General features: G+C 69.7%; 13 protein-coding genes. 7 read left to right on the forward strand and 6 right to left on the reverse strand.

Translation table 11 applies throughout. From position 1 onward, the window contains the following. Positions 1-13 precede the first annotated feature (13 nt). Entirely contained in the window at positions 14-2,095 is a 2,082-nt protein-coding gene (locus ACG0Z3_RS22050; protein WP_394401922.1) for a protein-disulfide reductase DsbD family protein, read from the forward strand. Continuing rightward, entirely contained in the window at positions 2,092-2,703 is a 612-nt protein-coding gene (locus tag ACG0Z3_RS22055) for a redoxin domain-containing protein (RefSeq protein WP_394401925.1), read from the forward strand. Before ACG0Z3_RS22050 ends, ACG0Z3_RS22055 begins: the two co-directional genes overlap by 4 nt. A gap of 9 nt (positions 2,704-2,712) precedes the next feature. Here ACG0Z3_RS22055 and ACG0Z3_RS22060 read toward each other — a convergent pair whose 3' ends face one another. The 3 genes from ACG0Z3_RS22060 to ACG0Z3_RS22070 all read right to left on the reverse strand — a co-directional run bounded on the left by ACG0Z3_RS22060 (position 2,713) and on the right by ACG0Z3_RS22070 (position 5,288). Further along, positions 2,713-3,264: a hypothetical protein gene (locus ACG0Z3_RS22060; protein ID WP_394401927.1), complete on the reverse strand. Its 552-nt coding sequence runs from the start codon at positions 3,262-3,264 to the stop codon at positions 2,713-2,715. Continuing rightward, positions 3,254-4,300, reverse strand: coding sequence for an alpha/beta hydrolase (locus tag ACG0Z3_RS22065; protein ID WP_394401930.1), 1,047 nt, complete (start codon positions 4,298-4,300; stop codon positions 3,254-3,256). The genes ACG0Z3_RS22060 and ACG0Z3_RS22065 overlap by 11 nt, the downstream gene beginning before the upstream one ends. 76 nt (positions 4,301-4,376) lie before the next feature. After that, positions 4,377-5,288, reverse strand: a complete 912-nt coding sequence (locus tag ACG0Z3_RS22070; RefSeq protein WP_394401933.1) for a glutaminase — start codon at positions 5,286-5,288, stop codon at positions 4,377-4,379. A 32-nt stretch (positions 5,289-5,320) separates the two neighbouring features. On the opposite strand from ACG0Z3_RS22070, the gene ACG0Z3_RS22075 reads away from it, so the two are divergent. The 4 genes from ACG0Z3_RS22075 to ACG0Z3_RS22090 are packed head-to-tail and all read left to right on the forward strand — an operon-like array spanning position 5,321 to position 8,949. Next, positions 5,321-6,214 carry a class I SAM-dependent methyltransferase gene (locus ACG0Z3_RS22075; RefSeq protein ID WP_394401935.1) on the forward strand — a complete coding sequence of 298 codons (894 nt, stop codon included), beginning with the start codon at positions 5,321-5,323 and terminating at the stop codon, positions 6,212-6,214. 31 nt (positions 6,215-6,245) lie between these two features. Then, positions 6,246-6,767 (forward strand): RNA polymerase sigma factor, encoded by a 522-nt coding sequence (locus ACG0Z3_RS22080; protein ID WP_394401938.1) that lies wholly within the window; start codon positions 6,246-6,248, stop codon positions 6,765-6,767. Further along, positions 6,764-7,330, forward strand: a complete 567-nt coding sequence (locus ACG0Z3_RS22085) for a hypothetical protein (RefSeq protein ID WP_394401941.1) — start codon at positions 6,764-6,766, stop codon at positions 7,328-7,330. Before ACG0Z3_RS22080 ends, ACG0Z3_RS22085 begins: the two co-directional genes overlap by 4 nt. Then, on the forward strand, positions 7,327-8,949 hold the full coding sequence (locus tag ACG0Z3_RS22090) for a serine hydrolase domain-containing protein (protein WP_394401944.1): 1,623 nt from the start codon (positions 7,327-7,329) through the stop codon (positions 8,947-8,949). The genes ACG0Z3_RS22085 and ACG0Z3_RS22090 overlap by 4 nt, the downstream gene beginning before the upstream one ends. A gap of 83 nt (positions 8,950-9,032) precedes the next feature. Here the strand turns inward: ACG0Z3_RS22090 and ACG0Z3_RS22095 are convergent, their stop codons facing one another. Further along, positions 9,033-9,314 carry a helix-turn-helix domain-containing protein gene (locus tag ACG0Z3_RS22095; protein ID WP_394401947.1) on the reverse strand — a complete coding sequence of 94 codons (282 nt, stop codon included), beginning with the start codon at positions 9,312-9,314 and terminating at the stop codon, positions 9,033-9,035. Continuing rightward, the gene (locus tag ACG0Z3_RS22100; RefSeq protein WP_394401949.1) at positions 9,304-9,618 is read right to left on the reverse strand and encodes a transcriptional regulator; all 315 of its coding nucleotides are present in this window, start codon (positions 9,616-9,618) and stop codon (positions 9,304-9,306) included. Before ACG0Z3_RS22100 ends, ACG0Z3_RS22095 begins: the two co-directional genes overlap by 11 nt. A gap of 216 nt (positions 9,619-9,834) precedes the next feature. Between ACG0Z3_RS22100 and ACG0Z3_RS22105 the strand changes: the two genes are divergently transcribed. After that, positions 9,835-10,917 (forward strand): IS110 family RNA-guided transposase, encoded by a 1,083-nt coding sequence (locus ACG0Z3_RS22105; protein ID WP_394401951.1) that lies wholly within the window; start codon positions 9,835-9,837, stop codon positions 10,915-10,917. A 352-nt stretch (positions 10,918-11,269) separates the two neighbouring features. On the opposite strand, the gene ACG0Z3_RS22110 is transcribed toward ACG0Z3_RS22105, so the two are convergent. Beyond that, positions 11,270-11,980: GNAT family N-acetyltransferase (locus ACG0Z3_RS22110; RefSeq protein ID WP_394401954.1), on the reverse strand; the 711-nt coding region annotated here is incomplete at its 5' end.

Here is an 11,980-nt window from a genome sequence, read left to right on the forward strand (position 1 = left end):
GATGGCTTCCCTGTTGCGATCGTTTTTCTCCGCCCTCCTGACCGCGCCCCTGGTGGCGCTGGCCGCCCCGCCCCAGGCGGCCACTGAACATGTGAAGGCGCGGCTGGTGCCCGCCCAGGCCTCGGTGGCGCCGGGCCAGCGCTTCACGGTGGCGCTGGAGCAGGACATCAAGTCGCACTGGCACACCTACTGGATCAACCCGGGCGACTCCGGCCAGGCGACGACGATCGAATGGCGCGGCGCGCAGGGCGGCGCCATCCAGTGGCCCACGCCGGCCGTGCAGCCCATCGGCCCCCTGGTCAATTACGGCTACGAGGGCCGGGTGGCCCTGCTGGTGGACGTGACCGTGCCGGCCGACGCCAAGGTGGGCGGCCGCTTCCAGCCGGAGGCGGACGTGCGCTGGTTGGTATGCAAGGACGTCTGCATCCCCGAGCAGGTGACGCTGGGCCTGGACCTGCCGGTGATCGCCGCCGAGGCGCAGGCTCAGGCCGGCGCGGAGGCGGCGCAGATCGCCGAATGGCGCCGCGCCATCCCGCAGCCGGCGCCGTTCGCGGTGCAGCTCAAGCCGGCGGCCCAGGGCGTGCAGCTCAGCGGTCCGACGGCGGGCGTCACGCGGGCCTACTTCTTTGCCGACACCTGGGGCGCTGTCACCCACAGCGCGCCGCAGCCGCTGAAGGCGCAGGCCGACGGCTGGACGCTGGACCTCACGGCCGGGGAAGACCCCGTCAAGCCGGGGCGGCCGCTGTCCGGCGTGGTGACGCTGACGACGGCGACCGGCACGCAGGCCTGGACGGTGTCCGCCCCCATGCCCGAGGGCGCCGGCCAGGGCCCGGCCCCGGGCGCTGCACTGGCCGAGGCGCCTGCGCCGGCGGCCGCTTCCCCCGAGAGCAGCCTGGGCCTGCTGCCGGCGCTGGCGCTGGCCCTGCTAGGGGGCCTGATCCTCAATCTCATGCCCTGCGTGTTCCCGGTGCTGTCCATCAAGGCGCTGGCGCTGGTCAAGCAGGGCGACCACAAGGCCGAGGGCCTGGCCTACACGGCCGGCGTGCTGCTGAGCTTTGCGGCGCTGGCGGCCGTGCTGATCGCGCTGCGGGCCGGCGGCCAGCAGGTGGGCTGGGGCTTCCAGTTCCACTCGCCGGTGTTCGTCGGCGTGGTGGCTCACCTGCTGTTCCTCGTCGGCCTGAACCTGTCGGGCCTGTTCGACATCGGCGGTAGCTTCACCGGCGTGGGCACCAGCCTGGCGTCCCGGCAGGGCCTGGCGGGCAGCTTCTTCACCGGCGTGCTGGCGGCCGTGGTGGCCACGCCCTGCACGGCGCCCTTCATGGGCGCGGCGCTGGCGTTCGCGCTGAGCCAGCCGGCGCTGGTCATGCTGGCCGTGTTCCTGGCGCTGGGTCTGGGCTTGGCGCTGCCCTTCCTGGTGCTGGCCTTCTTGCCGGCGGCGCAGCGCTGGCTGCCGCGGCCGGGTCTGTGGATGGACACCTTCAAGCAGGCACTTGCCTTCCCGATGTATGCCGCCGTCGTGTGGCTGCTGTGGGTGCTGGCGCAGCAAGCCGGGCCGGACGGCGTGGCGCTGGCGCTGGGCGGGTTGCTGCTGATTGCCTTCGGGCTGTGGTGGCGTCGTGTCAGCGGCTCCCCGGTGGTGGGCACCGCTGCTGCGGTGATCGGCATCGCGCTGGCGCTGGCGCTGACAACGGGGCTGCGCCCGGTGGAGGGGGCTCCTGCGGCGGCCTCTGCCACGCACGAGGTCTACGGCGCCGAGCGTCTGGCCGAGTTGCGCGCGCAGAACAAGCCGGTCTTCGTCAACATGACGGCGGCTTGGTGCATCTCCTGCCTGGTCAACGAGCGCGTGGCCCTGTCCCGCCCCGAGGTGCAGCAGGCCTTCGCTCAGGGCGGCGTGGCCTACCTCAAGGGCGACTGGACGCGGGAAGACCCCGCGATCACCGCTGTGCTGAAGGCGCATGGCCGCTCCGGCGTGCCGCTGTACCTGTACTACGCGCCCGGTGCCGCAGAGGCGCAGGTGCTGCCGCAGATCCTGACCCCCGGCCTTGTCATCGAGGCCATCTCTTCCGCCACCCCTGCTTCCCGGAGTTCGACATGACGACGCTGCTTCGCCGTTCCCTGATCGCCGCCGCCCTCGCTGCACCGCTGCTGGCCGGTGCCAATGTCAACGTGGACGCCCCGGCGCCGGCCTTCACGGCCACCACCGCCGACGGCAAGACCGTGAACCTCGCCGACTTCAAGGGCAAGACTGTGGTGCTGGAGTGGACCAACCACGATTGCCCCTTCGTCAAGAAGCACTACGGCAGCGGCAACATGCAGTCGCAGCAGAAGGACGCTGCCGCCCAGGGCGTGGTCTGGCTGCAGGTGATCTCGTCCGCGCCCGGCCAGCAAGGCCATGTGGACGGCGCCGCCGCCAAGAAGCTCAACACCGACCGCGGCGCTGCGCCCGCCGCCACGCTGCTCGACCCCAAGGGCGAGCTGGGCAAGCTGTACGGCGCGCAGACCACGCCGCACATGTACGTCATCAAGGGTGACGGCACGCTGGCCTACAAGGGCGGCATCGACAGCATCGCCAGCGCCAAGGCCGACGACATCGCCAAGGCCGAGCCCTATGTGAAGCTGGCGCTGGCCGATGTGGCGGCCGGCAAGAAGGTCGAGAAGGCCAGCACCCGGCCCTACGGCTGCAGCGTCAAGTACGCCAGCTGAGCGCCTGCGTCACGGTTCGGCCGCCAGCCGCCGCACCGTGACCCAGACGCGACCGCTGTTGTTGCAGTGCATGGGCCACACGTCGTTGGCGAAGAAGTTCACCGGCCCGTACTGCGCCACCACCAGCGTCAGCCCCGGGGCGCCAATGCGCACCGGGCGGCTGCCTTCCTGGGCCAGGCCCGCCACCATGTAGTTCTCGGTCGGCATCCGCTTGAGGCTGCTGAACCAGCGCATGACCGGGTTGTCGGCGCCGTTGTCCCCCTGCAGGGGGTCGACGAGTGCTTGACCAGCATCACGCCACAGTTGGCCGCCGGGCAGCTCGACCCGGTAGCGATCGCCCGGCGCGAGCACCAGCGGCAGCGGCGTGTCGCGCTGTGCCGAATCGACCCGCAGGCTGCAGGTCTGCCCAACCGGCAGGCGTTCGCCTGATGCACACGGCGGCGCGGGCGGCGGCGCGTTTTCGGGCGGCGGCGTGCGCGTGGCGCAGCCGGCCAGCAGTGCCAGCACGGCGGTGGCCCCGGCGAGCCGCCGGCGTGGGCCTGGGGTGGGCTCAACCGCCATCGGGCACTCGGGGCACACCCACGTAGCAGACGGCGCCGTCCGCATCACATCCGGCCACGTAGACCTGGCGCGGGTACTCGCCGGCCTGCAGGTCGGCCTCGGAGCCGAACATGCGGCTGAAGGCGGTGCGGGTCTTGTCGGCGATGCCGTCATGGACGAAGTAGCCATGCCCGCCCAGGCCCACCGGCGAGCCGGTGAAGCACACGTAGCGCACGATGCCGTTGCGCACCAGCGTGCCGCCGGGGTCGGTGCCCAGCTTGACCTGCTGGCCGTCGACGATGCAGGCGCCCAGTAGCACCGAGTCGCCCTCGTTGTAGGTGACGAACACCTGGCCCTTGGGGCGCAGGCGGCTCACCCAGTCCCCATGCCCGGCCGCGCGCACGCAGGGCGCGACGAGCGCGACGTTCTGCGCCGCGCCCAGTGCCTCGCGGGCGGCGGCGATTTCCAGCGTGTACTGCAGGTAGTGGGCGCCCAGGCTGTGGGCCGCTACGCTGAAGGGCTGGGCATGGGCCTGCAAACGCGCAATCGCCATCAGCCGCAGCAGCCGGGCCAGCGCGTCCACCGAGTCCTGCGCGTTGTTCTTGGCCTGGCGGTAGCGGCGCGCCTTCTGCACGATGGGGCCGGCGGTGCGGTTGCTGGCGCGCACGTCAGCGAGGTCGTCCTCGCTGCCCGCGGTGTCGGCCACGCCCGGCAGCGTGTGGCCATCGGGCAGCAGGCCTTCCGATGGCCAGGAGAAGCCGATCACCTCGACGCCATAGATGTTCCCCAGCAGCGCGCAGCGCTCGAAGCACCGCTGCGGCGTGTTGTTGTTGCCGTGGATGTACAGCAGCACCCGGCGCGAGCCCTCGAAGCGCCGCCGCAGCGCGCTGATGATGGCGTCGTCGCTGGCCTCGCTGGCGAGTGCCTGCAGCGACCAAGCGCCGCCTTGCTCGCGGGCATCGGCCATGCTCAGCAGGGACTGCGCCGGCTCGAAGGCGCCGCTGAAGGCGGTGTCGGTGCCGCTGCCGCTCACGCGGCGGTTGGTGATGATGAGCATGGCGCCTCCGGCCTCGTTGTAAGGGGCCGCCAGTGTTGAGGGGATGCGCCTTGGCGGCATCCTCAGGCTTGCGGAGTCAGAACACCGACAGCCCGGTCTTCGCGACAAACAGCTCCAGCGCCTGGCGCCCCAGCAGCGAGTTGCCGGTGGGGTCCAGCGCGGGCGACCACACGCACAGCGTGAGGTGGTCGGGCACAACGGCCACGATGCCGCCGCCCACGCCGCTCTTGCAGGGCAGGCCGATGCAGAACGCGAACTCGCCGGCTGCGTCGTAGGTGCCGCAGGTCAGCATCAGCGCGTTCACGCGCCGCGCCTGCGCGGGGCTCAGCACCGGCGTGCCGGCCAGCGGGTGGCGGCCGTCGCGGCACAGGTAGCCGGCGGCGCAGGCCAGCTGCTCGCAGGTCATCGCAATCGCGCACTGGTTGAAGTAGACGTCCAGCACGGTGGTGATGTCGTTGTCCAGCGTGCCGAAGCCCTTCATGAAGTTGGCCAGCGCGGTGTTTCGAAAGCCCGTGTCGGCCTCGGACTGCGCGACCTCGGCGTCGATGGCCACCGGCTCGCCGCACAGGCGCGACAGCAGCGCCAGCAGTTCGGCCTTGCCGTCGCCCAGCGTGACAAGGCGGTCCGCCACCGCGATGGCGCCGGCATTGATGAAGGGGTTGCGCGGGATGCCGCGCTCCGTCTCCAGCTGCACCAGCGAATTGAACGGGCTGCCCGAGGGCTCGCGGCCGATGCGCGTCCACAGCGCCTCGCCCAGCGCCTTGATGGCCAGCGTCAGCGAGAACACCTTGGACACGCTCTGGATGGAGAAGGGCACGGCGCTGTCGCCGGCCTGGGCGGTCTGGCCGTCACAGGTGCGCAGCGCAATGCCGAACTGCGCGGGCGACACCCGGGCCAGCGCCGGGATGTAGCGCGCCACCTGGCCTTGCTGGCCCAGCAGCGGGCGCAGTTCGGCGTTGATCTGGTCGAGCACGAGCTGGAAGTCCATGCGGGCGATTCTGACCTTGAGAATGGCGCCCCATGCAAGCCCTGCTCGACGCCATCGCCGCCGCCCCCGACCTGCCCACCGACGTCTGCCGCCTGTTCCACGGCCGCGGTGGCCGCTTCCCGGGTTGCGAGCACCTGGCGCTGGACGCCTTTCCGCCCTTGCTGCTGCTGACGTCCTTCAAGCCGCTGGACGAGGCCGCGCTGGCCGCCGTAGCCACCGCCTTGACGGCGCGCTTCGGCGCCGCGCTGAGCTGGGTCTACCAATGCCGCGGCGAGGGCGCCGAGACGCGGCAGATGGCCGGCAGCGTGCCCGAGCCGCATGTGGTCACCGAGGCCGGCACGCGATACCTCGTGCACCTGCTGCGCGGCCAGAACCACGGCCTGTTCCTGGACATGGCCGCCGGCCGGCGCTGGGTGCGCGAGCACGTGAAGCCCGGCGCCAAGGTGCTGAACCTGTTCGCCTACAGCTGCGCGTTCTCGGTCGTCGCGCTGCAGGCGGGAGCGGCCGAGGTGGTCAACGTGGACATGGCGTCTGGCGCGCTGGCCACGGGCCGCACCAACCATGAGTTGAATGGCGTGAAGGCGGGCGCCAAGTTCCTGGCGCACGACATCTTCAACTCCTGGGGCAAGCTGACGCGTGGCGGCCCGTACGACCTCGTCATCTGCGACCCGCCCAGCTTCCAGAAGGGCAGCTTCGTCGCCACCAAGGACTACGCGCGGCTGGCCCGCCGTCTGCCCGCGCTGCTGGCGCCCGGCGGCCACGCGCTGCTGTGCCTGAACGCGCCGGAGCTGGGCGAGGCCTTCCTGCGCGACGTGGTGGCCGAGCATGCGCCCGAGCTGACGTTCGTCGGCCGCGTGGCCAACCCGGCGGTGTTCGAGGACGTGTCGCCCGACCGCAGCCTGAAAGTGCTGGCCTACCGGCTGTAAGAAGTTCCGCAGCGCCGTCACTACCTGCTGCATGACCGCTGATTCATCGCAGGACGCGCTGTACCGCCAGGCCCTCGCGGCCCACGGCGCCGAGCTGGCGCGCTGTTGCGCCGGCTACGAGCGCGACCCCGCATTGCGCCAGGAACTGCAGCAGGAGCTGCACCTGGCGCTGTGGCAGAGCCTGGCCACCTTCCGTGGCGATTGCTCGCTGCGCACCTGGGTCTACCGCGTGGCCCACAACGTCGGCGCGCGCCATGTGCAGCAGCACGCGGGCAAGGCGCCCATGCTGGCGCTCGACGAGATCGAGCACCTGCCCGACGACCGCCTGGACCCCGGCCACACCGAGCGCCGGCTGGACCTGCAGCGCGTGCTGGCGCTGGTGCATCGCCTCGCCCTGCTGGACCGCGAGCTGATGCTGCTCTACCTGGAAGGGCTGGACGCCGCCAGCATCGCCGACATCACGGGCCTCTCGGCCCGCAACGTCGCCACCAAGATCCACCGCATCAAGGCGCTGCTGGCCCGTCAGCTCGCCACACCGAGGAGTTCGCCATGAGCCTGGACGACGACGCTGGCCTGCTGTGGCGCGAACAGGCCGTGCCCGCGCTGCAGCCGCTGCCCACTGACGAACTCGCTGCGCAGTCGCAGCAGCTGCGCCACAAGGTCGGCCGCCGCAACCGCCGTGAAACCGTCGCTGCTGGCCTGGTGGCCGTGGTGTTCCTGGCCTACGCCTGGGTCTTTCCGCACTGGCTCACCAAGCTGGGCGCGCTGCTCAACGTGGCGGGCATGGGCGTCATGCTGTGGCAGCTGCAGCGCCGCGCGTCGGCACGGCCGCAGCCCGAGTCGCTGGGCGCCAGCCGGCTGCAGTTCCACCGCGCCGAGCTGGCCCGCCAGCGCGACGCGCTGGGCGCGGTCTGGCGCTGGTACGTGGCGCCCGTGGTGCCGGGGCTGGTGCTGTTCCTGTGCGGGCGGCAGATCGAGAACGGCCACTGGCAGGCCTGGCCGTTCGTCATCACCGCGCTGGTGATGGCCGGCGTCGTGTGGATCAACCGGCGCGCCGCGCGCCAGCTGCAGCGCGAGATCGACGCGCTGGATCAACTGACCAAGGAGACCCCATGAAGCGCATCCCCCTGGCCGGCGCGCTGCTGGCCCTCTCGCCGCTGCTGCAAGCCGCGGGCAGCGACGCCGATGTCGAGCGCCTGCTGGCCGCCCGCTTCGACGGCGACCGCACCGGCGCCTGCGTGCAGGCCGCCGTCATCGAGGCCGGGCAGGTCTGGCGCGCCAGCCGTTGTGCCGGCACGCGCGCCGACGGTGCCCCGGCCGCAGGTGCGGCCTTCGAGATCGGCTCGGTCAGCAAGACCATGACGGCTGCGCTGGTGGCCGGGCTGGTGGACAGCGGCCGCTGGTCGCTGGACGACGCAGTAGCCCGCCATCTGCCCGAGGGCACGGCTGTGCCGCACCAGGGCGAGCGGCAGATCCTCGTGCGCGACCTGCTGACCCACACCAGCGGCCTGCCCGCGCTGCCGGCCGACCTGCAGGGCGGCACCCAGGCCGACCCCTACGCCCGGCTGACCGAGGCCGGCCTGCTCGCGTCACTGGGCAAGACGGCGCTCGTGTTCCCGATTGGCAGCCAGGCAGCGTACTCCAACTTCGGCATGATGGTGCTGTCGCTGGCCGTGGCCCGCAGCCTGGGCGGCGACCTGGAGGCCGCGCTGCGCGAGCAGTTGTTCCGGCCGCTGGGCATGGGCACGGCCCACGTCGCCAAGCCCCTGGGGGCCGCTGCCGCGCAAGGCCACCTGCCCGACGGCACCAAGGCGCCGGGCTGGACGGTCGCCACCAACCTGGCCGGTTTCGGCATGGTCAAGGCCACGCTGGACGACATGGTGGCCTACGCCCGCGGCCAGCTGGGCGCGGGCCCGTCGGCCTTGGTGGCGCAGCTGCGCCGCACCCAGCAACCGCTGGCCCAGGGCTATGGCATGAACTGGATGCTGCGCCGCGTGCAGGGGCGCGATCTGGTCATGCATGAAGGCGGCACCGGCGGCTTCTCGTCGCTGGTGGCCCTGGAGCCGGGCGCGCAGCGGGCGGTCGTCTTGCTGGCCGACACGGCGCTGGCCGACCTGGGCGGCCTGGGCGACATCGGCTTCGCGCTGCTGGGCCTGGACATGCGGCTGCAGCCGCGCCGCGCCGTGGAGCCGCCGGCCGCGCTGCGCCAGGCGCTGGCCGGGGACTACGCGTTGGGCCCCTTGCGCCTGACGATCTGGGAGCGCGACGGCCGGCTGCTGGCCCAGGTGCCGGGTCAGTCCGCCTTCGAGCTGCGCCACGACAGCCGGGGCGACTTCTACCCGCTGGGCTTCTCCGCGCTGCTGCGCCCCGAGCCGCCCGGGGCCGGCCAGCCGGTCGCGCGCTTCACGTGGCAGCAGGGCGGCGGCGCGACGCTGGCCCGCCGCGTGGGGCGGGTGGAGGCGCCGCCCGCCATCACCCACCCGGCCTGGCGCGACTGGGCCGGCGAGTTCCAGCTGGCGCCGCAGTTCAGCCTCAAGGTGTTCGAGCGCGACGGGCAGCTGATGGTGCAGGGCAGCGGCCAGCCCGCCATCGCGGCCGAGGTGACGGGGCCGGACCGCATCGAGATCAAGGCGGTGGGCGCGGTCATCGAGTTCGAGCGCGATGCCGCAGGCCAGGTCACCGCCGCAGTGCTGCTGCAGGGCGGGCAGCGGCTGCGTGGCGGCAGGGTGCCTTAGCCTTGCTGTCTCAACGTTGGCGCTGAACCGCGAGCGGCGGCTCGCCGACGCGAGTCGGCTCAAGCGATTGGTTGGACGTCACTTCACCCATGCAACTCGCGCAGTACCTCAGGGTGCGCTACCGCGACACGCAGCAAGGTCTTCGCCGCACCATTCGGCTCTCGCCGCCCCTGTTCCCAGTCTTGCAGCGTGCGCGCGGAAACGCCCAAGAGGTTCGCAAAATCCTGCTGCGACAACCCGACCTGCGCACGCGCTTCAGCTGCAGCCGGTAGTTCAACCTTCGTCACACGAGCAGATTCACCGCGCTTCATCTGGCGAACCGACTCAAGCAAGTCTTGCTGGAATTTCTTCATTTCAGAGGGCATCTTCGACTCCTTGTTTCAGTTCCGCTAGGAACGAGGTTGGCAAGTTGTCGAACTTGCCTTTCGTATAGGCGATGAGCAACCAAATCGTCTCGTCGCTGACGTTGAAGTAGATAACTCTTGCGCCACCGCTCTTGCCTCGACCGGACGCGGCCCACCGGACCTTTCGGCACCCACCACTATCCTTGATGAGATCGCCAGCCTCTGGATTGACCGCGATCCACGCGATGAATTCCTCGCGCTCCGCTTGAGTCCAGATATCAGCGGCGTACCGCTGGAAGATTGGGGTTTCGGCTACCGTTCTCACGCGCCAATGCTACGGCATTGCCGTATTCATCGCAAGCACAACGACATGCCTTGCCGGTGATGCCCAACGTTTGACATGAGAGGCTCGACCCGGCTTGCCGGGGCACGTCCTCTCGATGGAATACGAAGGGACTTCCCACCTTCTGGCCCACGGCGTCGAGGCGCCAAGATTGATGGTGCGAATCGTCAATCTGCGGTCCTATGAAAGGGGAAGCCCATGAACGAGATTACCCGAGTCGGGGTCGATCTGGCCAAGCGCGTGATCCAGGTCCACGCCGTCAATGCCACCGGCCGCGTCGTCGCCGCCAAGGCTCTGCCTGCCGACAAGTTCGCCGCCTGGTGCGTGCAACTGCCTGCCGGCTGCCTGGTCGCCATGGAGGCCTGCGGCGGCGCCCACCACTGGGCGCGCAAGCTGCGCAGCTATGGCCTTGACGCGCGCCTGATCGCCGGCCACTTCGTCACCCCCTACCGCATGGCCGGCAAGGGTGGCAAGAACGACGCGGCGGATGCTGCCGCCATCTGCGAGGCTGCTGGTCGTCCGCACATGCGCTTCGTACCCGTGAAGACGCCCGCCCAGCAGGCCCTGCTGGCCATCCACCGCCTGCGCGAGGGCTACAAGGAAGACCGCACCGCCTGCATCAACCGCATCCGCGGCCTGCTCACCGAGATCGGCATCGTCTTCGCGCAAAGTCCCGACGCCCTGCGCCTGGGTCTGGCCGACGTACTGGAAGACGCCAGCAACGAACTGCCCGGCATCGCACGGCTGGCGATTCAAGAGGCGCGGTTGCACTGGATCGAGCTGGAATGCCACATCGCCAGCTGCGACGAGCGCATCACTGCGCATGTGCGCTCGGACCAGCAAGCCAAGGTGGCGGCACAGCTCAGCGGCATCGGCCCGGTGACCGCATCGGCCCTGATCGCTACGGTGGGCGACTTCAAGCAGTTCAAGAGCGGTGCGCAGTTCGGCTCATGGCTTGGCCTGGTGCCCCGGCAGAACTCCAGCGGCGGCAAGACGCAACTCGGGCGCATCACCAAACGCGGCGACGACTACCTGCGCACGCTGCTGATCCAGGGCGCCAAGTCGGCTGTGATGACGGCGCACAAACGCAGCGACAAGGTCTCGCAGTGGCTGGTGCAGTTGCTGGCCCGCGTGGGCTGGCAGAAGGCGGTGGTGGCGCTGGCCAACAAGAACGCGCGCATCGTCTGGGCGCTGCTGGCCAAGGGGCGCGAGTTCGATCCGAACTACGTGTCGGTCAAGCCTGGCGAGGTTCTGCCGATGCCGCCCGTGATGCCGGCCTGAAACCCATTCTCGACAAAACAAGTTCTTCCCCGTAGACGTGCGTTCGAAGATGCAACTCACAGGTCAGACCGGCAGCAGGCAAGCTCGACTAACCCTGTGCCGCGCCAGTTGTGGCGACGGCGGCGAGTGAATGGAGCCCTGCTGAGCGGTTGGTATCTGGGCCCGCACCGAAACCCGAGTGCAACAAGGCCGCCTGTAGATGTGCAGTCTGTTCTCTGTGAAGCCGCATCGAACCCGAACTCCGGTCTTGAGAAAAACAGCAAAGGCGACTATCGGATACCGCCCACATCAATCCGCTTGATCAACTGGGAAGTCCCTGTAGAGGGGTTAGGCATCGCTGTTTTGCCACTCGCTACCGCTGGAGTTCAAGAACCTCGTCTCCATGGTGGTCAACGACGCCAGTGCTTCGCCAGCCGAGATGGCGATAGAAGCCATGTGAACGGACCGACGAGTCGGCGGAGCAAGCTAGGAACAACCTGCTGTGCCCGAGCTTGCCCAGGTGCGCAGCAACTCGACTGAGCAGTTCGCGCCCGACTCCCATGCCTTCAAACTCGCGGCGAAGCGCCAGAACGACGATCTCTCCAGTAGCGCTAGCACCAAAGCAGTAACCAGCGATCTGCGAGCCTGCCATGCACACAAAGCCAGACAGTTCCCCTGCTTCAATGGCTTTGGCGAGAGTCTCAACGGTGATCCCCATACCGGCGAGAACTTCGCTTGAGATCGCGTTCTCTCGCGTGATTCCGCGAATGCGGATGCATTCTTCGGAGTCCAGCGGTATGGCTGTTCTGTATTGGATCTGCACGAGCACTTGCGGTGTGGGCCTGCGATGCCTAACGCCCAAGGTAAGCGTCCGCTTGACCGCCCAGTTGGACGAAGCCGCTACGCGGAGCAACCCCGAAGGCAGAGCCTGCGAAGGGTCCGATGCTGCGCTGAGTTGTCCCGTAATGTTGCTGTTCACGCGATCCATTCTGACGCGTGAGACCGAGCAACTCAGCGAGGACTTTCCATCATGGCCATCCACCCCACCGGCAAGCAGCCCGCCGCGCCGCAGGCGAACTACCCT

Origin of the sequence: Pelomonas margarita, from assembly GCF_043555875.1 — a bacterium.
In the GTDB taxonomy this organism is placed as follows: Bacteria; Pseudomonadota; Gammaproteobacteria; order Burkholderiales; family Burkholderiaceae_C; genus Pelomonas; species Pelomonas margarita.